Raw genomic sequence first — 21,858 nt, 5'->3', positions numbered from 1 at the left:
CATTTGTTAATTAATATATTAAAGCAAGCGCTTTAATATTGAAACTGCTGTTTCAGCCCTTTACAGAACCAAGCATAATACCATGCACGAAATACTTCTGCAGGAATGGATACACACAGATAATTGGCACTATCGAGACTACCATCGCTGTTACCTGCAAGGAGAAGCTAGTCACGCCTGCCGAAGCACTGTTGGCAGCGGCAATCGCATCCATAGGAGCATTGCTCTTGCTAATGACCTCCATCATGCGGAAGGCAAGCGTCCGCAGGTTCTCCGACTGGACGAAATAGGCAGAGTCCAGCCAGGAATTCCATTGGCCTACACCCATGAACAGTGCCATTGTGGCAAGAAGCGGCATCGAGACCGGCAGGATAATCCGGAAGAAAATAACGAATTCGCCCGCGCCGTCAATGTGTGCTGATTCCTTCAGCTCGCCGGGAATTTCCCGGAAGAACGAGATGGCAATGAGCAGGAAGAACGTGTTGAGCATCGACGGTATGATATAGACACCAAATGAATTAAGCAGACCGATCGAGCGCAGCACTACGTAGTAAGGGATCAGGCCGCCGGAGAAATACATCGCAAAAATGATGATTGCAAAATAAAATTTGCTGAACATCAGATCGCGGTGCGAAAGTCCGTAAGCTACCAGACTTGTCAGCAGCAGCCCCAATGCTGTACCCGAAACCGTCCGGACAACCGTGACCATGAAGGCACGGTACCACTTAGGATCGTCCAAAAACATTCTATAATTCTCCAGAGTAAAGCTTCGCGGCCAGAGATAGACGCCCCCCAGAAGAGAATCCGAGCCTTTGTTGAATGAGGCGATCAGAACATAATAGAACGGGTACAGCATGACGAGCATGATAATGAAAAGGACGGTATAAATAAAGCCGTCAAAAAGCAGATCCTTTTGTCTTTGACTCTTGAGCACGACTCTTCCTCCTTTCCCTAGAATAAACTTGAGCCTGACATCCGTTTTGCGATAGAATTACTGGAAAATATTAACATTACCGAGATGACCGACTGTATTAAATCAATAGCCGCTGCGTAAGAGAACCGGCCGTCCTTCAGCCCCACCTTGAACGCATAGGTCTGCACAATCTCAGAAGTCGGATTATTGATGCTGTTGCCGAACAGGTACGCCTGCTCGAAATTGGAGCCCACCAGTCCTCCTCCAAGAATACTGCCGATCGTCAACACCAGCACCACCACGATGGTTCCCTTCATCCCCGGCAGCGTGATATGACGGATGCGGGCAAGTCTTCCTGCCCCGTCGATCTCGGCCGCTTCGTATAGCGCCGGATTGATTCCGGTAATGGCTGCCAGGAAAATGATCGTCCACCAACCCATTTCCTTCCAGACAGCGCTTCCGACTGCAAGTCCCCAGAAATAGTTCGGGCTTGTCAAAATATTGAGCGGCTCGTGGATGAAGCCGAGGCTCATCAAAGCTTTGTTGACTATACCTACGTCTGCGGACAGAAAGGCATAGGAAACACCGACCACCACGACCCAAGAGATAAAATGCGGTAGATAGCTGACCGTCTGAACGAACCGCTTGAAGGCCATGTTCTTCACTTCATTGAGCATAATGGCGAGCAGAATCGGCGCCGGAAAAGCGAAGATGACCTTCAGAAAGCTCAGTACCAGTGTATTACGGACAATCTTGCCGAACTGATAGTCGTGTATAAATTCATCAAAATACTTCAGTCCCACCCAATCACTTGTAAAAATCCCCTTAATGCCGCTTGAAATGCTGTAGTCTTTAAACGCCATCAAGATCCCGAACATTGGCGTGTACGAAAATACCAACAAGAACACCATACCAAGTCCAACAAATACATGAAGCATCTTTTGTCTTTTGAACCGCTTCCATAATCGGCCGCTGTCGGCCTGCGGGCTAATAGGCTGTGTCTCCAGTTGCATATGCGCCCCTCCTTTATATTTAGTGTACTCTCCCGGATAATGGCAGCGTAAGCCAACATTCTTAAGAAAGCGTTGTCATTTTTTAATATACGCATGCTACAGGACAACGCGTTCAATCCAAAAAGCAGCGATTCTCCAGTTAACGGAAAAGCGCTGCTTGTTGTTTTTGAATCTGTTTCTGGTGCGCTGCGGCTTCGACTAATTGACATTCGATTCCCAGTAGTCGCCAACCAATCCTTCTATTACACTGCCGCTGGCCCAAGGCATTAGACAGAACCATGTGCTTGCAGGAGAACCGTCGCTATAGGTCTCCGTTACGAGCCCTTCCGAATGACAAAATCTCTCAGACATCCAGCCCGTTAGGCCGTGGTCGAATTCCTTATCATAGCGGTTGTAGGTCTGACATCCCCACCCCACTGTATCCAGCATCCGCTGCCGGACGTAGGAATCTTCACGCTGTTGTACGAAGTAGTGCAGCTCATCCACAAGATTGCTGGACATCGGATGAATATGCGGATTGGCGACAGAAGTAACGCTTCCCCCACAGCTGGACCAGCCGATGGTGCTTAGCGGAGGTACCTTAACCGGTGAGTTGTAAACGAATTTAAAGGTAAACTCGTAATGGATTGCATCCCTCATATGATCGAGATACAGATCATCGCCAGTGAGGGCGTGCAGATATCTGACAGCCTTGATGTATGCCAGAATTCCTTCGGAGTCTACCGCTTTATCCGCATCAAGCGGAGCACCGTAGCATTCCATTCGTTTCACATAGGTTTCATAGTAATGTTTCTCGCTGCGCTTCAGGCCCTCCAGATGCGTTCTGTCCCCGGTGAGCCAGCCGTAGTATGCCATAGCAGCCATGCACCATGTTCCGCTGAAGGAATCATATTCGAGCCCGGCACCCGTTCGCTCGGATAGAATGGTCGGATATTCATCATCCGAATTTTTGCTTTTCTCTAGTACGAGAAGAACCTTTTTTACGAAGACCATCCAATCCTCGTGATAGCCATTTTTGATCCTTTTTTCAAATTCATACGCCTTCATAATATAAAACATAGCCTGCGCGCACAGATAGGCAGAATGTCCCGGAGTGCGCATCCCGTCAAACCACCAGCCGGCTATACTCCATTTCCCGTCCTGGTATGCCTCATAAGGAAGCCCGGAAGCAGGGTTCAAGGAATTCTCGATGATATTCTCAATACAGGAAAGCGCCTGCCCGCGCATGGACTCCTCCCCAAGCCTCAGTGCAGCCATCAGAACCGGAGTGGCTACAGTCAAGCCGTTCGTCCAGCTGATCGAGATGATTTTATTATAGCGGTAACCGCCCGTCTCCTTATCTTCATAGACAAATGTGGAATAGCTCCGGTCCTCAGGCAGCCACGCATATTGATAAATAGCCTTCGACAAGTCGGCTGCGGCCGTCTGAATATCACTGCCCTGTCTTGGAGGCTGATGATAACGGAAATAGATGTCTTCCAGTACAGCATTGATACCCAGCTCAGACTCCGCTTCATACTCATACAAATCCAATGTGAACTCTACCGGCTCAGCAGGAGCCAATTCAAAGCAGTTCTCATCCAGAGGAGCCCGTTCCTTGACCAGACGCGATTTAATGAATAATAGCGGGGCATTCTCATAACCAAGCGTATACCCGACCGTTCCCTTGGCAAGTGAGCAGGTATAGCCGCCATATTGGTAGAACTCACCCGGCAGGTCCGGTTTCCACTGGATTTTGACTCCATCCTTACTTATGAAATATGGGCTGGCACAGAGGCCGTAAATGGTGCCGTTGTCATATACAAGGGCTGCGGGATGAGACAAGCGGTCACTGCGTACCATCCACCAAGGGGAAGACGGCCGTGAGGGATTGCCTTCTCTCAATCTTGGGAACTCATTCGGAACATTCTGTGGAGCTTCCCCGCGGTTTCGGCCATACATAAATGCCGGCAGAAAAAATCGCGGATGAACCTTGGCAAATGGCAGCTCCACATGAATGACTCCTGCCCACGTTGAGCTCCCTAGATTTCTTACCCGTACCACTGCCTTAAATGGCTGTTTGGCGCTACCATTACCGCCTGTGATCTCTACAGATGAACTTAGTCCATGCCTGTCTAGTCCGGTATATTCAATATCTTTTTGATATTTGCTTCTTGCAGTTACAATCAGCTCCATAATAAGATCCTCCCGTCTGCTATATACAGTCAAACACTTGCAATGTTCATCTCTTCATGCTAGGATAATGACATTTTAAAGTAGTTTCAGAGAATAATCATTGCATGTTCCGCTATATTTATTGCGCCAACAGATCAGGAGGTTACAGATGAACGAACCTTTTGAGCTTCGTTATGATCCCATTCAGAAAGATTTCCTCTATCTGCACAGGATTACTACTTATAATATGGGGACCTTCTATCACCGGCACGAAGCCTATGAGCTGTACTTGTTTCTACGCGGCAATGTCAATTTCTATATTGAAAATAGCTGTTACCGTCTGGAGCCTGGCGATTTGCTTGTGATTAACCCGGAAGAAATGCACCGTTCCTTTAGCCTCGATGAAACTGAATATGAGCGGATTACCATTAATCTCCAGAAATCTTATTTGCATCGCATCTCTACTCCGGTAACCCATTTATCCGGATGCTTCGACTACAGACCTATGGGAAAAGGAAATATCGTGCATTTGGAGGACGCTCAGCTGAAGCAATTTCTACAGTTTACAAGTGATCTGGAGAAAGCACTGGCTTCTGATGCGTATGGAACGGATATTCAGGCCAATTGCTGCATCGCTCAACTATTAGTTCTAACCAATACGGTTTTTCAAAATGCCAGCTTTATTCCTACGGATATCATGCCGGATCTGGTCCGCAAAACGATGAATTATATCGAAGCGCACCTTGCTCAGGACATCAACCTTGAACAGCTTGCCAGCACTTTTCATTTGAACAGCACTTATATCAGCCGCCAATTCAAAAAACATACAGGCTTAACGCTCCGTTCCTATATCGTAGACCGCCGTATCGCACTCGCCAAATCCTATCTCCACGAAGGCCTCAGTATTACCGAAGCCTGCTATCAGTCCGGTTTCAGCGACTATGCGAACTTTATCCGTAGTTTCACTAAGACCGTTGGAATATCACCCGGCAGATTCGCTAAAAAAATGGGGCTGTCCCAAAAGCCATGAAATGGCAGCTTGGGACAGCCCTTGTTTTTAGAGTTGGATTAACGATTGCGCTTAGTGAGGACGCTCCGCGAACGAAACGTTGTTCCAATCGCTGTGGTCTCCAGATTTTTTTCATTCCCCTTAGCGGTGAAAATCCGGAGACCAAGGCGAACGCTTCACTTTTCCACAATCATTCCGTTCTCTCCGCTGTTTAAGCGGGAATTGTTTCTACTATCTTCTAAAAAACAACAACGCCTACACCCAGCGTATTTATTCCTCTCGGCAATCGCCAAAGCTTAAAGTATACTATGTGCATTAATGAATAGCATTAAAATGAATAGTTCCAATATTTCATAGCTGGGGAATAATGAAAAAAACAATGGGGAAACGTGGTTCTGCTCCCACGTTTTATTCGACATTTAAGTTAATCTGGCAATTGGATCCTAGTTTCACAGATAGAAACAACACATGGGAGAGGGGATTTTTATGCGAACCATTTTTGATACTCATTTGCACATCATTGACCCACGTTTTCCTTTAATTGAGAATCAAGGATTTTTGCCAGAACCTTTTACCTGTAAAGACTATTTAGATAAAGTTAAGGAATTAAATATCAAAGGTGGTACCGTTGTATCCGGTTCATTTCAAGGATTCGATCAAACTTATTTGATTGATTCATTGCAAAAGCTCGGTGAAAATTTTGTTGGAGTAACTCAATTGCCACATGATACTTCAGATGAAGAAATTATAAGGCTACATGGCTACGGTGTGAGAGCCATTCGTTTTAACGTCAAGCGTGGAGGATCAGAAGATATCTCTCGACTAGACTACTTCGCAAGAAGAGTTCATGAGTTAGTAGGATGGCACTCAGAATTATATATTGATTCTACTTCCTTACCTGAAATTACAACCACATTGAAAAATCTTCCTGCTGCATCGGTAGATCATTTAGGTTTATCAAAAGAAGGATTTAATAACCTTCTATCATTAGTCGATAAGGGAGTTAGAGTGAAAGCAACTGGCTTTGGCAGGGGTGAGCTTGATGTAGCACAGGCTATCCGTTCAATTTATTCGGTGAATCCAGATGCTTTAATGTTTGGGACGGACTTACCATCAACGAGAGCTAAGAGACCTTATGATCATTCTGATATTGAACTTATTTACAACATTCTTAATGAAGATCAAGTTGAAAAAGTTTTATATAAAAATGCGATTAAATGGTATTTGAAATAAATAACCATTGAGCTAATGAATGAGTGAGTCTCGCAAGAAAATCGGTGAAGGAGGAATTTTATGAATATGAACCAACTTACATTTAGAGAGGCAACAGTACAAGATCTCGACAGGATTGTGTATATGATTTCAGATGACGTTTTGGGAAAAACAAGAGAACTTTATACACACCCTTTGCCGGAAAGTTACGTTAAAGCTTTTCAATCAATTGACTCAGACCCAAACAATGAATTGGTCGTGGTTTGTTTTGGTGAAGAGATTGTGGGTGTACAACAGATTACATTTACTCCATACATTTCTCATCAAGGAGGATGGAGGGCTACAATTGAAGGTGTTCGTATCGCATCTTCAGAACGTGGAAAAGGTGTAGGATCTATGTTAATTCGATGGGCAATTCAACGTGCTAAAGAGCGTGGATGTCGTATGGTGCAACTAACAACAGATAAAAAGAGACCCGAAGCACTTCATTTCTATGAAAAATTAGGTTTTAAGGCATCGCATGAGGGAATGAAGTTACACCTTTAGATGGAATTGAACCCTAACGGGAACGTTAGTTGAATGATAACAGCGGCAGTCTAAGACTTTATTTTTCAAGTCTTGGTCTGCCGCTGTTTCTTTTTAATGGATTAGTCTAAAACTTATATTTCAAAAGCTGAAGTTTCTTCAATTCGAAAACCGCGTAAAATCAATGACTCCAGTCTAATACTTTATTTTCAACAAACAGCTCCTCCACTTATGGGATTAGCTGGTTTATAAAGATCAATTGATCCGTTATCATTCGGCCCAGCACCGCTGCTCCGCTATTACAGTCTCTCCGCTTTGAATCGCCTGCTCTATCATCATCCCCAGATAGGTGTCTTGAGAAGCCTCCTCAAGACCGTAAAATCCGGGGCCGCCCCCTGCATAATCAGCCATTCTCCAGAGACAGGAAGCAATGGCGATCTCATCATCGAACAACCTGGCCGGAATGAACGGGTTCTCATACAGCCAATGTTCTCCACAAATGATTCCTTGCAGATAGTAACCCTCCGCGTTCTCCTCTTCACCTTTGTTAATACGTTTAATCTGAAGCTGAAGCGGCACAGTACTTTCCTGCTGAATGGATACACGATGATCGAATATCTCTCCCCTCTCTCCGCGCACGGAGAGATGATTCGAACGAATCCAGGAGCGGTGCTGGTCCTTAGTGAAGTCATAGATCCCGAGACGGTCCCCGAAATCCAGCCAGGCCATGTCCCTTTGCAATGGAATTAGCTTATCTTCCTTAGGAGGACCACTACGTGTAGGGCCATTAACCCAATGGGATTCAAATCGCATCGCCCTTATGCTTGCTTCCTCGAAACGGATTCCCAGCATTTTGCGGATCAAGCCTGCTCCATGATACAAATGCGAGACGGAGACTGTCGTTTCGGTGATTCTCCCGAGTCTGCCCGAGCGGATCAGTGACAGACGTGCCTCCTGGAATGGATGATACGGGTACTGCTCAGCGACTTGAATCCTGGCACCATGTACTGTGAGTTCCCGGTGAAGCTGCTCAAGCCCCTTCAGATCTGAAGCCGGCGGTGTCTCAGCCAGTGCCGGAATCCCCCGCTCCGCCAAGCGGTACAAATAATCCAGGCCGGCCGCACCACTGACCGAGACGACCACGAAATCCGGAACTTCGTCTTTCAGCAACCTTTCAAGCGAGCGGTAAGTACGTACTCCCCACTCACTTTCCACAATTCTTCCTTGGGCCTCGTCTCTGACCACAACTCCGCTAATCTGAAAACGGTGCGGCAAAGCACGGGCGATCCGGAGAAAATACTGTGCGCGAAACCCCGCTCCTCCGATAATACTAAATCTCACTGTCATGCCTATCTTTCCCCTTATCAACCGGCCCCGTGAAATCGCGTGTCTAGTTTTTTATAAGCTCTGTAGGGTTCATGCCGGTTATTTTTTTGAACAGTGTGCTAAAGTATGGAATGTTCTTATAGCCGACCCGTTCTGCCACTTCATAGACCAGCATTTTCCGCTCCATGAGCAGCTCCCGTGCTTTCTCGATCCGAACCCGGGTCAGGTAGTTATTGAAGGTCTCACCGGTAATATTTTTGAAAATAATGGACAAATGGTTCCGCGAAATGAATACCTTATCTGAAAGCTCGGCGAGTGTCAGCTCCTCCGCATAGTGTTCATGAATGTAACTGGTCATAAAGTCGACAACCTGTCTATGCTTGCTGCTCCCTTTCCACTGCCTGCTGCTGCAGATCCTGGTGATTTTGTCCATAAGCCAGTTAGCCAGCTGATCCGGTACGATCAGGCTGCTGATCTCCTTGGCAATCTGGTCATTGGTGAATAGGTCATCCAGTACAAACCCGGATTCATATAACGAGTAGGTAATAATTCCCCACAGCTCACTTCCAAGCATCTGTACGTATCCCTGTGACATCCCCTCTTGTCTTTTCATTTCCGTTATATATTCCAGTACAAGCTCATGGGCTTCCGTTTCCTGCGATGCCTTCATTGCTGTTGCCAGTTTATAGGAGAACTTGACCGGAAAGAGGGAGACACCCCCCGGTTCGCCGCTGTTCTCCCGGTATCTATACACTTCATGTGCGGAAGCGACCCGTAATGTTCTTTGGTCCATCGCGCGGAAGGCTTCCTCCGTCGAGTCGGAGAGCTTCGTCCAAGTATCCTTCACTCCACCGATCCCTATCCGTGTCACCAGCTTAAGATAACCGCCGATACTGTCATTCAGCCTGATCCCCAGTTCCTCCAGTTTATTCTCTAACTGTTCGAGATGCTCTGGACCCGGATGAATAATCAATAAGGATCGGGTACTATGCAGTTCTGTGTATTCCAGCTCCGGGAACAGCTTGCGTGCTACTTCACAGGCAATATTGCTTACTGCAAACCGGAACAAGTTCCAATCGGAGACGGATAAACATCTGGCCCGTTCATCACGGATCAAGTCGATACCGACCGTGACATGCTTGCGTTCCTGCCAAAAAAGGTATGACGGCGGAAGATGCGTACTGTCTTTGTAAGCATGGTCCAGGGTACCGACAGCTGCCGAACGAACCCACTCCTTTTCAACAAAAGGCTCATACAGCGTCATTTTACACTCGAGCTCCCACTGCCTGACCCGCTTCTCCTCCTCCTCCTCAAGCTCCTGGATGACTTTGTTTAAGATCGTCTTTAGCGTTGGCAGACTGATCGGCTTAGAGACGTAGTCGCTCACCTGAAACCGTAGCGCCTGTCTTGCATGCTCAAAGTCTGAATAACCGCTAAAGATGATGATTTTCCCTTGAAAACCTTCCTGCCTTAGCTGCTCCATCATGTCCAGGCCGCTCATTACCGGCATATAAAGATCAGTGATCACAATATCCGGACGGGCATTGCGGATCATTTCCAACCCGTCCTCCCCGTTCAAAGCCTCCCCAACCCATTCAGCTCCCAGATCATCCCAAGGAATCGCCCGTTTCATCCCCTTCAGGACTTGGCGCTCGTCATCAATAATTGCAATCTTCCACATTACCCCTACCTCCTTGAACTCGGTAAGATTTAAATCTGAATTTAGAGAATTAATCTTTCTTGCTAGGAGGTTCAGTCAGCAGCGGCAGAAACATTTCCACCTTTGTTCCACCCTCTTCACGTTCACTAAGCGTTATACCATAACTTTCTCCGAAATACCCGGCGACCCTCTCTCTCACATTGCGTATACCGTAGCCGCCTGTATGACGTTTATGAGTGTGATCGGTCTGCTTCAGTCCGGACCCGTTATCCTCAATGACAATGTGCAGAGCATCCCCGGTTCTTTCCATTACGATAGATACACAGCCGCTGCGTTGCTTGTTGAATCCATGAACGATGGAATTCTCCACGAACGGCTGCAGCGTAAGCTTCGGGATGTATAGCTGCTGCAGTTCGGACTCCGCCATAATCCGGTACTCCAGTCCATCTCCCCAGCGCAGCTGCTGGATTTCGAGATAACACTCTATATGATGCAGTTCATCTGCTATCTTGATAAAGCTGTTACCGTTGGACAAACCGATCCGAAACATACGGCCCATCAGCTCCAGAATACGGCTAAGCTCATTCTGTCCGGCCTCAATGGCCATCCAGTTGAGTTGATCTAACATATTATACAGAAAATGCGGATTGATATTGGCCTGAAGCGCCTCAATTTCGGCTTTCCGCTGCTGTTCGTAACGGCGTTCAAGTGAGAGATACAGTTCTTCAATCCGTTCGTTCTGCTTGCGGTAGCCGGAGAATAAATAACCGAATTCATTCTCATAATCCACCGGAAGTTCGACATTATCGCCTCCTACGGAATACATACGCATCGCAGTTACCAGATTCTTGATCGGCTTTGTAAACTGCTTGCTTAAAAAATGGGTCAGGAGCAATACCAGTAGCACTGCAGCGATACCGATCAGACCAATCCACTCCGCCAGCTTCAGGCTGCTTGCTGTAATCTGATTCCATGACGTGAATTCGATTAGGGTCCAGATGGAATTATCCATTCTGGAATAGACGAGCAGTGTGTCGCGGGATCCACCGGTTGCCGGGATATGGACATATCCCGATTTATTGCTTTTTAGATCAATCCACCGGGACCAGTTATTCTGGTCCAGCGTATCGCCTATTTTCATAATTTGCTGTCCTTCACTATCCGCCATGATCCGGTTAGATCCGTCAGAATTGCCGGTTAGCAGCTTCCTGATCTCGTTGGCCTTGATGTGGACGACAAGGACACCTAAATAGTCATTCTCATCTATTATTTTTCTGGAAAAGCTGAGCACCGGAACGTCACCTTGAGCGCTGGGGAATTTATACTCTTTGGACCAGCAAAAATCGCTTTTCGCCAGACAACCGGCCCCTACCTGCTCGTTCAGATCCGCAAGGTTCCGGAACTGGATGTAGCTTTGCCGTTCACTTTGAATTGGATTATCCATATACAGGTCAATCCCTTGAATCAGCGGAATCGCATAGGTCAAATTCGCGAGCGCGCTTTCTACACCTGCCCGGCTACGGTATCTCTCAAATTCATCTTGCCTGTTCAGGAGAAAATTAATCAGCTCGCTGTCGCGGGAGCTGGACAGTGAAATCTGCTCAATCATAACCAGCCGGGTCGTAATTTCATTATTCAGCTCATCCAGCAGCTGCTGCTGGTAATGGGAGGTGGTCTGTACGAGCGCCTTGGAGGAATTGCTGTAGCTCGTCCATGCAGTAATAACGATAACCGCAATAAGTACTATAGCGAAGCTATGAAAAAACAGACGGTCAATTCTATATTTTTTAAAAGGGTTGATCACATGCTCTACCTTCCTTCGGGCTCCCATTCAGACACAGCAAACGGTAAAGCTGCGAAGGGCATTCGACGCTTTACCGTTAACGGACGGATGTTTTTTTACATCTTATCCTTTAATTCCTGTTGTCGCAATCCCTTCCACGAAATACTTCTGAAGGAACATGAAGACGATGGTTGCCGGAAGAATAGATACCAGAGACATGGCAAGCAGTTGCCCCCACTCCTGAGCGGATTGAGAGTCATTAATCATCCGAAGCGCCAGTCCGACAGTATACTTGTCAACCGTATTGATGTACAGGAGATGACCCAGGAAATCATCCCAATTCCACAGGAAACAGAAAATCGTCACGGTAACGATTGCCGGAAAGGCAAGCGGCATAACGACTCTCCAAAAGATACCGAACCAGGAGCACCCGTCAATTTTAGCCGATTCGTCTAATTCTCTTGGAACACCGCGAATAAATTGAATCAGCAGGAAGACGAAGAAGCTGCCGCCTGCCCCACCGGCAAGCAGATGGGGAATGATAAACGGGAGATACGTATTCACCCAGCCCAATTGGTAAAACAGTGCGTATTGAGGGATTATCAGTACTTGTCCAGGCATCATTAAAGTCAGCATCAAGATGGAGAACCAGAAGTTCTTGAGCGGAAAATCCAATCTGGCAAAACCAAAGGCAACCAATGTGCAGGATAGCAGCGTTGCAATGATTACGGCAAATTCAAGCCCAAAGGTATTGAGATAGAAATCCGTAAACGTATGACCGGGAACCGAATTCCAGCCTTTGGTGAAATTGCTCCATTGCAGGGTTGACGGGAAAATAGACGCTGAGCTAAGCTCTGTGCTGTTTTTCAGGGAAGCACCGACCCACCAAAGAACCGGATAGACCATAATGAGGCTGAAGAGAATCATGAACAGATGACGGAAAGCTGGCTTGAATTTTAGTGTTGTCATTTACGTTTTTTCCCTCCAGTGTCTGTTTCATAGAATACCCAATACTTCGAGGTATAAGAGATCAGAACAGTTGCTGCAATAATTGCAACCAGCATAATCCAGGCCAGGGCCGAAGCATAACCCAGTTCGTAACGGCTGAACGCCCGTTCGTATAAGTACATTGCATACACATAAGTGGAGTTCATCGGACCACCGTTCGTAATTACAAATGCGGAAGTGAACATTTGGAAGGCGCCGATGACGGACATAATCAGGTTAAAATAGAGAATCGGCGACAGCATCGGCAGTGTGATTTTGAAGAATTGAGTTACCTTGTTAGCCCCATCCACAGAAGACGCTTCGTACAGATCGTTTGGAATCTGCTTCAGGCCTGCCAGAAAAATAACCATGGTGGACCCGAATTGCCAGACCGTCAGCAGAATCAGCGTGCCAAGCGCTGTATCGGGGCTTGTAATCCAACCCTTCCCTTCAAAACCAAAGACGCCAATCAGTTTGTTAAAGACTCCGTCAACACCGAAAATGTTGCGCCAGAGCAGCGATACCCCAATACTCCCTCCGATAAGTGAAGGAAAATAAATCGCAGTGCGGTAAAAGCTTATTCCTTTGACCGCCTTACTCAGGATCATTGCAACAAAGAGAGCCGCAATAAGCTTTAGAGGTACGGAAGCTAGCACATAAGTGAAGGTTACCTTAGCGGATTGAATGAATTTGGGGTCCGCTGTAAAGATGCGCTCATAATTGCGGGTCCCGATCCACTTCATCGGCTGCATTAATGTGTAGTCGGTAAACGAATAGTACAGTGATAAGAATAACGGATACGCCGTAAGCGCTAGAAACCCGATCAGCCAGGGCGAAATAAACATATAGCCTGCAAGCGGAGCGTTCCATCTGCTTCGAAAATAGGAGCTTTTTTTCGTCTTTACAGCAGGTTGGGCTACAGTGGCTGTGGAACGGTTCATCTGTGGTCACCTCTTGTGGTCAATTTTTATACTTTAAGTATATAATCCGCCCATCGCCTGCTAAAGGAGGGGAATGCTCGAATTCTTTCAAAATATAACGACAAAAAAGAAGAAGCGGTATCCTTCACCGCTCCCTGCTTAGATTGATTAATAGATGGTTCTTCCCCATTGATCGGCAATTCCGCTTTTCCGGAGAAAGTACGTATTGATTCTATCCCGCCACTCTTTAGCATGATCGGCCTGCTCCCCAAGACGGTCTGCTACATGTCTATACACCTGTTCATCCACATGTTCCTTCATAAGCTTCCAGGATGCTGCCAACCCAGCTGCCCGTTCCGCGCCTTCAAAATGTGTATCATAAATATGCTGAATCACCGTTTTGCCGGAATGAAGCACATGAGTATAAGGGACATGGTGAAAGAACAACAGCAGCTCATCCGGACAACTTTCAAGCGACTCGTAGCATTCCATGTTCATACGGGCATATTGGGAGGTGTACCCGGTCCCGGTTGCTAAGGTGCGGTCAACACCAATACCATAACAGTCTGCGAAGTGATAAGTACCCCACATTGAATATTCATATCCATCCACATTAGGACCGTAGTGATGGTCAGGATTGACCATAAACCCGACGCCCAGCGGGGCTGTATACGATTCATAAATCTCCCAGGAGTTCATAAGGATGTCCAGTATGGTCTGAACCAGCAGCTCATTGGTGCCAAAGGTGAGCGTAATCCATTCCACAGCAATTTTCTCAGCAGACATCTCCGGATTCCAGGCCAGACGGCCATAACCGAACAGATTTGCCTGTGCCAGCAGATGGCCCGTCCAATTGGTGTCATTTCCAATATTGGAGACAGCAGCAAAGCCACTGTAGGCATTGCCGTGAACCTTTCCATCCACAATGCGCTTGACCGTAGTTCCTTCGCCATGAAGATGCGTATCAAAGTTCAGAATCTCTTTCCACTGGGGCACCAGATAGCACACATGGCGTTGCTGTCCGGTATATTCCTGGGCAATCTGAAATTCAATCACTTGATTCGTGTGCGGCATGGCTCCCAGCAGCGGAGAGACCGGCTCTCTAACCTGAAAGTCAATCGGTCCATTCTTCACCTGCAGAATGACATTGTCCATGAAGCGGCCATCCAGCGGCTGGAAATGATCATAGGCAGCCCGCGCCCGGTCTGTTGTACGGTCGCGCCAGTCTTGCTTGCAGTTATACACGAAGCAGCGCCAGATTACGATGCCGCCATGCGGCTTCAGCGCTTCAGCCAGCATATTGGCGCCGTCGGCGTGATCTCTTCCGTAGGTGAACGGTCCCGGACGGTTCTCCGAATCGGCTTTTACCAGAAATCCTCCGAAATCAGGAATGGCTGCATATACTTCCGAGGCCGCAGTGGTCCACCATTCACGCACGCCGGAATCCAGCGGATCTGCCGATGACAGGCCGCCGATCTCAATGGTGCTGGCATAATTAATACTCAGGAACAGCTTGATGGCATAAGCGCGAAAGATAGCGGCCAGTTTCGCCACATCTGGCAGGAATTCCGTTAACAGCCGGCTCTCCACCCGGTGAACATTTACATTGTTAATCGAGATGGCATTGATTCCACTGGAGGCCAGCAGGCGGGCATAATCCTGGATACGCTGAAGATTACCCGTTATCTTGTTATTCTCATAAAATATCGATTCCCCGGCATATCCCCGCTCCACACTACCGTCCATATTGTCCCACTGGTTGATCATACGCAGCTGATTTACAGGGTTCTCGAGAATATTCAAATGCTGGACAGAGCCCCCTGTACCCATGATTCGCAGCAGATGGAATACACCATATAATATCCCCGTGGATGTAGCAGCTCCGATGGTAATGTTACCAGTAAGACTGTCCGTCTGAATCGCATAGCCCTCCGCTTGAATCGCACTGCTTACTTCTTCACTGAATACTTCATCTATTCCTGATCCAGTCCCGAAAGTTCCCAGTATGACACTAGGAGTTCTCTCTATTTTCCCCGAGACGTTAACTTTTCTTCCTGTGATCTCCTCCATGCCTTGAGTCAACTCGTTCACTGCAGAACGAATAACAACATCATCCCGCTCAGCCACAACAATATGATTATATCCCGCATATTGATCAGCATTTACCCCAGTTGTGATCCGGCGGTACTGTAGCCAGGCCAGATATCCGTCTCCCGGGTGATATAACACAGAATTACTCATCTATAATCCTCCCTATCCCTACCCAAAATAAATTCAAGACCCGGAACAAGGATGTTCCGGGCCTTGCTTGCAGAATTATTTTTCGTAAGATTGCGATGCTTCTTTCAACTGTTCAAAGGCTTTCTCTGGTGTGACTTTTCCAAAGCTGAGCTGATCCCGGACAAGCACCCAATCTTTGTCAATAAAGTTCGTCCAGCCGCCTGCTCCAGCCGACCAGGTCTGGCCATCCTTTTCAGTAGCCCGAAGGAGTTCTAATCCAACCTTATCCAGATCACTCATGCTTGCTTCCAGGGCAGCAGAAATTTCCTTATTCGCCGGCAGGCCGCGGAATGTTTGCAGAATGTTACCTGCCTCCTGATCATTCACAAACCAATTGATGAATTTTTTAGCTTCTTCAGCATGCTTGGAGTTTTTGGAAACGGACAGGTACATCGATGGTTTCAACCAACCACCGGCTTGTTCTGCACGCGGCATAGTTACAAGCGCGTAAGCGCCTGGCTTAATACTGTCCCAAGTCCCGAGGTTATTGGAGAAGCTATACCGGAATAATACTTTGCCTGCGGCCATTAAGTCCATTTGCGGATCATTTTCCTTGTCGGATGCGTTTACGTCCGCCGGAGGAACCAGTCCATCCTTGCGCAGCTCTTCAAATTTCTTGGTCCATTCCAAGAAGGTAGCTTGATCTACGTTAAAGTGACCCTCGTCAGTTATAACCTGACCTTTACCTTTGGCATATTGGTAGGCCGAATACATAAAATAGTTGCCTGCATAGTCCAAGGTAAAATATTGTCCTCTTGGCAGTTTGGATTTGGATTCCTTGGCTAAGGCGAAGAAATCATCCCATGTCCATCCATTAGCCGGATTCGCAATCCCGAGCTTATCCATAGCGGCTTTGTCATACACCATACCGAACGCTACTGAACCCAGAGGAACAGCATATTGCTTGCCGTCACGTTGGCCACCGGCCAGTAATTTTCCATCGAATTTACTTACATCAACTTCAGGTGCCAGCTCTGCTAATTGATTGCGTGACATCCAGTCCGGCATCCAGCCCGGATCAAGCTGAATGATGTCCGGTGCATTATTAGCTGCAGCTTGAGTAGATAATTTGTCTAAGTATCCATCCATACCGGAATACTCCGGTTCAAACGTAACATTCGGGTTGTTCTTTGTGTACAAGTCCAGTGCTGCCAGAGTAGCCTCGTGGCGCGGCTGGGATCCCCACCACATTATACGCAGCTTGACAGGTTCATTGCTTGGTGCAGCCGTTGCAGCTGTATTAGTACCGGCAGGCTCAGTAGTAGGTTCCGCATTGTTTTTTGTCCCGCCGCCGCATGCTGCCATCGTCCCCAGCAAGGCTGTCATGGCCAAGACTGTAAGAGAACGCTTCCATTTCAACATCTTTAACCCTCCAATTTAATCTGTATTGTCTTGCTACACCGTTATAGTAACAATTATGAATTGAAGTTCATATGAGAGCGATGCACGATTTATTTTAAAATCTCACGGAAATAAGATTTGATAGAATACCGGAGGAGTCAGAAACAGGGTTGTCCCATCTCCATTCTCCTTAGCGGTAAAAATCCGGACACAAAGGCGAACGCTATCGCTTTTCCGCGGGTCTTTCCGTTCTCATAAAACGCAAAGCAGCGATCCTCCAATAACAGGAGAATAGCTGCTTTGCTCACTTATTGTGGTCTTAAGAATGAAGAGAACTGTCCCCCGTAATAGAAACCCATTTTTGGGATAGCCCCGTTTCAAATATTACAAATATATAAATGGCTCCTTCGCATCTACAAAGGTAACCGGGAGGCTGCCGACCAGTGGTTTCAGCCATTCAGCCATATACTTCATACCCCATTCCTCGGACCTTTCATGGCCAATCACAATCATTGCTTTATTCATGCCGAGCATAGAAGCATCATTAACATAAGCGCATAACGTCCACTCCGTGATATCACCGCAAATCATCACATCCAGATCCTTTTCCTGCATAAGCTCCATTGGCATTTGTTCCCTGCCCAGCCCGAGGCTTCCGCCTCCAACCAATACCCCTATGCGGGCGCAAGCAGCCTCCGGATTCCCGACGATCTGAATGACCTTCATACCCAGTCTCTGTTTCAGGAAGCCTGCCAGCGCTCCAACCGTAGTCTCTTCGATCTGATACCCCCAGGAATCGTTCCCGTCTAGTTTCTTGTCCTCCCATTCCAGCTCTTTGAGAAGACCGTCATAAATCCTGTCTGTATCTGCTAAATGCATGTGGTCATGGAATCTCCAGATCACAATCCCGTGCTCCTCGATCAACTTTCGCTTGGCCAGATACACGGGGTCCTCCTGAAGCCAGTCCAGTGTATCCATTCCGGTAAAATAGGTTGGCTCATGGGTAATAATCAAGTTTGCGTTGATGGCAATAGCTTCCCGGATGACATCAACAGTCGCCATAAACGTAGTAACGATTCCTGTTACTTCCATGTCCTCATGGCCACTTGCGAGCACATCGCAGGTCTGCTCCAGCTTACGGCCACCGCAACAATCAAGCAAAATCCGGTCGATAACCTCCTGTACTTTCATAAGCTTGTTCTCCTTTTCATTTCTGTTGTTAGCCTTTGACTGCACCAATCACAACGCCACGGGTTAAGTATTTCTGCATAAAGGGCAGTACGAACAGTACCGGCACAATGCCCAGAACCGCCATTGCCATCCGCACGGCTGTGCTTGGCAGCTGGACTGCCTGTGACCCGAGCACACTGCTGGCCTGACCGGAATTAAGGAATTGAATGTTGCTCATTAGCTGCATCAGCAGATTTTGAATCCCATAAAATTGCGGTTTGGATACAAAATACAGCGCGTTGATCCAGTCGTTCCAATAGGCGAGTCCCATAAACATACCCACGGTTGCCATAACCGGCATGGACAAGGGAAGCATGATCCGGAAGAAGGTCCGCAGCTCTGACGCGCCATCGATCTGGGCAGCTTCAATAATTTCCAGCGGTACATTGTTTTTGAAATAATTTCGCACCAGCAGTACATTGAAGCCATTGGACAGCAGGTTGGGAATGATCAGCGCGAGCAGAGTATTTTTAATATGGAAATATTGCGTCCACATAATATATGAAGGAACGATTCCTCCGCTGAACAGCATGGTGAAGAACACGATAAACGCCAGCACATTGTGGTATTTGAAATCTCTTCGGGACATGGGATAAGCAAGCATGCTTGTTATCAGCAGTCCGAACCCGGTTCCCAGTATCGTGACAGCAAATGAGACCCCATATGCTCTGACGAAAGTGTATGCTGCGGATTTGATATACAGGTACGCTTCAAGACTTGTATGCTCCGGGAAAAAGCTGTATCCGTTTCGGATCAAAGTCGTTTCATCGGTGAACGATGCAATCACAATCAGAAGGAAAGGTAAAAAAGCAAAAACCGTCAGCAAGATCATCACGATCGCAGAAAAAACAGCAAACGTTCGTTCTCCTCTTGTTTGTATCATAAGTATTTCCTCCTAGAACAATGCGTTTTCTGGATTAACCTTCTTGACGATGGTATTGACCGTAAGCACAAGCGCAAATCCGACCAGCGATTGATACAATCCGGCTGCGGCCGACATTCCGATATCATTCAGCTGCATTAAGGCGCGGTAGACATACGTATCAATCGTTTGCGTGGTGCTGAACAACGCTCCAGAGTTCATAGGAACCTGATAGAACAGACCGAAGTCAGAGTTGAAAATCCGTCCCATGGACATCAGTACCAGTACAATGATTGTCGGCTTCAGCAGCGGTAAAGTAATCATACGGATCTGCTTCAGCTTGCCGGCGCCATCAATTTTGGCAGACTCATAGATGCTCTTGTCGATTCCGGCAATGGAAGCGAAATAGACAATAGAACCGTAGCCTGCCGTTTTCCAGATCTGAATCAAAACCAGCAGATAAGGCCAATATTTCGGCTCCGAATACCAGTTGATCTCTGGAATACCGAGCGGACGAAGAATGGAATGATTCACAAAACCGCTATCTGCATTCAGAAAAGCAAAGACGAGCAAAGAAAGGACAACCATCGAAATCAGATTTGGAAGAATTAAGCCTGTCATAAATAACTTCGAGTACATTTTATTCAGCAGCTCGGACATGAGGATGGCAATGATAATCGAAACAATCGTCCCGAGCGCGATAAAGACCAGGTTGTAGAGAAGGGTATTTCTGGTCATAATCCAGGCATCGCTGGTCTGGAACAGAAAGGTAAAGTTCTTCAAACCGATCCAGTCACTGCCGAAAATGCCTTTTGCGTAATTGACATCCTTGAAAGCGATAAACACCCCGAACATGGGAAAGTAGCTGTTAATGATAAAGTAAAGCAAACCTGGAGCAGCTAGAATCAATAGAGGAAGTGTTTTTTTGAGAGGCTTTGATTTAGCTTTGGCTATCATGTTGGATTCACCTCCATTGCTGAAAGCAGAGCCTCTATTTGCGGCTCTACCTTCAGCAAGCTTTTTTGAATTATTATTTTTGCGCTGCAAGCCATTTATCCAGCTGTTCCTGCTTGCTGTCAATGATCGCCCCAGCGCCCGCATCTTTCAGGGCACTAATGAATTTCGGAATAATCGTCTCCGGGTCCACCGATCCGCTGACAAGTGCAGGCAAATATTGACTCACTACGTTGTTCACCGCACTCATCTGCGTCTTCACTTGGCTTTGATCAAAGATAAATCCGAAATAAGGTGATCTTTCTGTATCCTTGTTTTCCTTCAGCTTCAGTTCAATATCAGACCAGTTGATTCCCTCGAGCTGGTACTGAAGAGACTCGGAACCTACGATTCCCGAACTCAGCATCGCAGTGTAAGGTACCGTATTAGCGTCCTTGCCTTCCGGGAATTTCACATGATGCTCATCAACCTTCAGGTAATCCTCCCCTTCAACCCCATAGAGAATGGTATTGATCAGATCTGTGTCGGTATACAGCAGGTTCAGGAATTTAACAGAGGCTTCCGTTTCTTTAGAGGTGCTGGAGACCATCCAGGTTACGGAATTGACAGCACTTGTATCGAAATAGAAGGGGGCAATTCGTTTGGTTTCCATATTTTTCCCGGCTTGTGCACTCAGGGTTTTGCCCACCTCCATGCCGCTGTAGCCGCCAAGGAAGGAGAAGCCGCGTCCGGAAGATACCATCTCCATGGCGTTAACCGTAGTTGTTGCGGTATCCTTCTGTAAATAACCCGCATTGTACCAGTCTCTCATCATCTGAATCCCTTTTTTGAAAACATCGGATTCATAGAAATTAACGACCTTTCCGTTGTCGCCGATTACGACACCAACTCCGGTTGTATCTGTCAGGTAATCTACCTTGCTTGCACCTTTCATCAGATTAACAAGTCCCGTATCTGTTGGATTCACATTAATCGGGCCAAACGGAACCACATCCGGTGACTTCTTCTTAACGGCAGCGAAGGCGGCAGGCAGATCCTCCACTGATTGAATAGTGTCAGCCGAAACACCTGCATCTGCCAGCATATCAGCGTTGTAGATAATATTCGTAGGCAAAGCCATCCCTTTATTTACCGGAATACCATAGATATGACCATCCATTGTTGTGGTTTTGAGGATGTCCGGTCCGAAATCCTTCTCAAGAATAGCAGTCATTTCTTTACCATATTCGGGAAGAAGTTCTTCAAGCGGAGCCACCTGACTTTTGGACACATAGTTGGAGAATTGTCCGAGCGTAGTAAAGATATCCATTTTCTCTCCGCTCTGGAGCGCCAAATTGACTTTCTGGGCATAATCGGCTGGACCATAAAGGCGGAAATCCACTTTAACCCCGATCTTTTTGGTTGTGATTGCATTGATTGCGTTCGTCACCTTGCTCATATCATCGGGAATCCGATTGAACGACGGCAGGGCAAATACGATTTCAGCAACCTTTGCACTAGCTTCCGCATTCTCGGAATCATTGGCCGATGTATTCGAATTGCTGCCGCAGGCCGAGAGCAGTGAACCGCATACTACCATGGACAACAACAGTGAACCTAACCCCTTTTTACTTTTCATGATGATGCCTCCTGTTCTGTATTTACACTTTCATTGTACTGCTTTAGAGGATAGCGAACTTTCAAAAAGAC

At 47.0% G+C, this 21,858-nt stretch carries 17 protein-coding genes; 3 read left to right on the top strand and 14 right to left on the bottom strand.

Features of this window, described 5'->3' with window-relative positions:
• Positions 1 to 52: 52 nt before the first annotated feature.
• The 3 genes from ACTJKB_RS07715 to ACTJKB_RS07705 form a co-directional block, all read right to left on the bottom strand.
• Positions 53 to 934 (bottom strand): carbohydrate ABC transporter permease, encoded by an 882-nt coding sequence (locus ACTJKB_RS07715; RefSeq protein WP_440833000.1) that lies wholly within the window; start codon positions 932 to 934, stop codon positions 53 to 55.
• A gap of 17 nt (positions 935 to 951) precedes the next feature.
• Positions 952 to 1,926, bottom strand: coding sequence for an ABC transporter permease (locus tag ACTJKB_RS07710; RefSeq protein WP_440832999.1), 975 nt, complete (start codon positions 1,924 to 1,926; stop codon positions 952 to 954).
• A gap of 198 nt (positions 1,927 to 2,124) precedes the next feature.
• A complete protein-coding gene (locus tag ACTJKB_RS07705) occupies positions 2,125 to 4,101 on the bottom strand; it encodes a hypothetical protein (protein WP_440832998.1) in 1,977 nt (658 codons plus the stop codon).
• A gap of 148 nt (positions 4,102 to 4,249) precedes the next feature.
• Here ACTJKB_RS07705 and ACTJKB_RS07700 point away from each other — a divergent pair, with 148 nt between their 5' ends.
• The 3 genes from ACTJKB_RS07700 (at position 4,250) to ACTJKB_RS07690 (ending at position 6,847) form a co-directional block, all read left to right on the top strand.
• Positions 4,250 to 5,110 carry a helix-turn-helix domain-containing protein gene (locus ACTJKB_RS07700; RefSeq protein WP_440832997.1) on the top strand — a complete coding sequence of 287 codons (861 nt, stop codon included), beginning with the start codon at positions 4,250 to 4,252 and terminating at the stop codon, positions 5,108 to 5,110.
• Positions 5,111 to 5,575: 465 nt separating this feature from the next.
• Positions 5,576 to 6,322 carry an amidohydrolase family protein gene (locus ACTJKB_RS07695; protein ID WP_440832995.1) on the top strand — a complete coding sequence of 249 codons (747 nt, stop codon included), beginning with the start codon at positions 5,576 to 5,578 and terminating at the stop codon, positions 6,320 to 6,322.
• 66 nt (positions 6,323 to 6,388) lie between these two features.
• A complete protein-coding gene (locus ACTJKB_RS07690) occupies positions 6,389 to 6,847 on the top strand; it encodes an N-acetyltransferase family protein (protein ID WP_440833863.1) in 459 nt (152 codons plus the stop codon).
• 249 nt (positions 6,848 to 7,096) lie between these two features.
• Here ACTJKB_RS07690 and ACTJKB_RS07685 read toward each other — a convergent pair whose 3' ends face one another.
• The 11 genes from ACTJKB_RS07685 to ACTJKB_RS07635 all read right to left on the bottom strand — a co-directional run bounded on the left by ACTJKB_RS07685 (position 7,097) and on the right by ACTJKB_RS07635 (position 21,787).
• Positions 7,097 to 8,173 (bottom strand): Gfo/Idh/MocA family protein, encoded by a 1,077-nt coding sequence (locus ACTJKB_RS07685; RefSeq protein ID WP_440832994.1) that lies wholly within the window; start codon positions 8,171 to 8,173, stop codon positions 7,097 to 7,099.
• A 43-nt stretch (positions 8,174 to 8,216) separates the two neighbouring features.
• Positions 8,217 to 9,833 carry a response regulator transcription factor gene (locus ACTJKB_RS07680; protein WP_440832992.1) on the bottom strand — a complete coding sequence of 539 codons (1,617 nt, stop codon included), beginning with the start codon at positions 9,831 to 9,833 and terminating at the stop codon, positions 8,217 to 8,219.
• A gap of 49 nt (positions 9,834 to 9,882) precedes the next feature.
• The gene (locus ACTJKB_RS07675; RefSeq protein WP_440832991.1) at positions 9,883 to 11,616 is read right to left on the bottom strand and encodes a cache domain-containing sensor histidine kinase; all 1,734 of its coding nucleotides are present in this window, start codon (positions 11,614 to 11,616) and stop codon (positions 9,883 to 9,885) included.
• Between the two features lie 102 nt (positions 11,617 to 11,718).
• The gene (locus ACTJKB_RS07670) at positions 11,719 to 12,564 is read right to left on the bottom strand and encodes a carbohydrate ABC transporter permease (RefSeq protein WP_440832989.1); all 846 of its coding nucleotides are present in this window, start codon (positions 12,562 to 12,564) and stop codon (positions 11,719 to 11,721) included.
• Complete coding sequence (locus tag ACTJKB_RS07665; RefSeq protein WP_440832988.1) at positions 12,561 to 13,523, bottom strand: carbohydrate ABC transporter permease; 963 nt, start codon at positions 13,521 to 13,523, stop codon at positions 12,561 to 12,563. The genes ACTJKB_RS07670 and ACTJKB_RS07665 overlap by 4 nt, the downstream gene beginning before the upstream one ends.
• A gap of 147 nt (positions 13,524 to 13,670) precedes the next feature.
• A complete protein-coding gene (locus ACTJKB_RS07660; RefSeq protein WP_440832987.1) occupies positions 13,671 to 15,743 on the bottom strand; it encodes an alpha-glucuronidase family glycosyl hydrolase in 2,073 nt (690 codons plus the stop codon).
• A 75-nt stretch (positions 15,744 to 15,818) separates the two neighbouring features.
• Positions 15,819 to 17,144, bottom strand: coding sequence for an ABC transporter substrate-binding protein (locus tag ACTJKB_RS07655; RefSeq protein ID WP_440832986.1), 1,326 nt, complete (start codon positions 17,142 to 17,144; stop codon positions 15,819 to 15,821).
• A 363-nt stretch (positions 17,145 to 17,507) separates the two neighbouring features.
• Positions 17,508 to 18,314 (bottom strand): Nif3-like dinuclear metal center hexameric protein, encoded by an 807-nt coding sequence (locus tag ACTJKB_RS07650; RefSeq protein ID WP_440832984.1) that lies wholly within the window; start codon positions 18,312 to 18,314, stop codon positions 17,508 to 17,510.
• Positions 18,315 to 18,342: 28 nt separating this feature from the next.
• Positions 18,343 to 19,236 carry a carbohydrate ABC transporter permease gene (locus ACTJKB_RS07645; RefSeq protein ID WP_440832983.1) on the bottom strand — a complete coding sequence of 298 codons (894 nt, stop codon included), beginning with the start codon at positions 19,234 to 19,236 and terminating at the stop codon, positions 18,343 to 18,345.
• Between the two features lie 12 nt (positions 19,237 to 19,248).
• Positions 19,249 to 20,172, bottom strand: coding sequence for an ABC transporter permease (locus tag ACTJKB_RS07640; RefSeq protein WP_440832982.1), 924 nt, complete (start codon positions 20,170 to 20,172; stop codon positions 19,249 to 19,251).
• A 73-nt stretch (positions 20,173 to 20,245) separates the two neighbouring features.
• Positions 20,246 to 21,787 (bottom strand): ABC transporter substrate-binding protein, encoded by a 1,542-nt coding sequence (locus ACTJKB_RS07635; RefSeq protein WP_440832981.1) that lies wholly within the window; start codon positions 21,785 to 21,787, stop codon positions 20,246 to 20,248.
• Positions 21,788 to 21,858: the final 71 nt, after the last annotated feature.

Source organism: Paenibacillus sp. 22594 (genome assembly GCF_052044425.1).
Lineage (GTDB): Bacteria > Bacillota > Bacilli > Paenibacillales > Paenibacillaceae > Paenibacillus_AQ.
Note: the sequence above shows the minus strand (reverse complement) of the source record. Positions and strands in the feature narration are given on the sequence as shown.

What these genes read in the sequence shown, in the direction of transcription:
- ACTJKB_RS07710 (WP_440832999.1), bottom strand. Translation starts at nt 1,926, where the DNA reads ATGCAACTGGAGACACAGCCTATTAGCCCGCAGGCCGACAGCGGCCGA.
- ACTJKB_RS07705 (WP_440832998.1), bottom strand. Translation starts at nt 4,101, where the DNA reads ATGGAGCTGATTGTAACTGCAAGAAGCAAATATCAAAAAGATATTGAA.
- ACTJKB_RS07700 (WP_440832997.1), top strand. Translation starts at nt 4,250, where the DNA reads ATGAACGAACCTTTTGAGCTTCGTTATGATCCCATTCAGAAAGATTTC.
- ACTJKB_RS07695 (WP_440832995.1), top strand. Translation starts at nt 5,576, where the DNA reads ATGCGAACCATTTTTGATACTCATTTGCACATCATTGACCCACGTTTT.
- ACTJKB_RS07690 (WP_440833863.1), top strand. Translation starts at nt 6,389, where the DNA reads ATGAACCAACTTACATTTAGAGAGGCAACAGTACAAGATCTCGACAGG.
- ACTJKB_RS07685 (WP_440832994.1), bottom strand. Translation starts at nt 8,173, where the DNA reads ATGACAGTGAGATTTAGTATTATCGGAGGAGCGGGGTTTCGCGCACAG.
- ACTJKB_RS07680 (WP_440832992.1), bottom strand. Translation starts at nt 9,833, where the DNA reads ATGTGGAAGATTGCAATTATTGATGACGAGCGCCAAGTCCTGAAGGGG.
- ACTJKB_RS07670 (WP_440832989.1), bottom strand. Translation starts at nt 12,564, where the DNA reads ATGACAACACTAAAATTCAAGCCAGCTTTCCGTCATCTGTTCATGATT.
- ACTJKB_RS07665 (WP_440832988.1), bottom strand. Translation starts at nt 13,523, where the DNA reads ATGAACCGTTCCACAGCCACTGTAGCCCAACCTGCTGTAAAGACGAAA.
- ACTJKB_RS07660 (WP_440832987.1), bottom strand. Translation starts at nt 15,743, where the DNA reads ATGAGTAATTCTGTGTTATATCACCCGGGAGACGGATATCTGGCCTGG.
- ACTJKB_RS07655 (WP_440832986.1), bottom strand. Translation starts at nt 17,144, where the DNA reads ATGTTGAAATGGAAGCGTTCTCTTACAGTCTTGGCCATGACAGCCTTG.
- ACTJKB_RS07650 (WP_440832984.1), bottom strand. Translation starts at nt 18,314, where the DNA reads ATGAAAGTACAGGAGGTTATCGACCGGATTTTGCTTGATTGTTGCGGT.
- ACTJKB_RS07645 (WP_440832983.1), bottom strand. Translation starts at nt 19,236, where the DNA reads ATGATACAAACAAGAGGAGAACGAACGTTTGCTGTTTTTTCTGCGATC.
- ACTJKB_RS07640 (WP_440832982.1), bottom strand. Translation starts at nt 20,172, where the DNA reads ATGATAGCCAAAGCTAAATCAAAGCCTCTCAAAAAAACACTTCCTCTA.
- ACTJKB_RS07635 (WP_440832981.1), bottom strand. Translation starts at nt 21,787, where the DNA reads ATGAAAAGTAAAAAGGGGTTAGGTTCACTGTTGTTGTCCATGGTAGTA.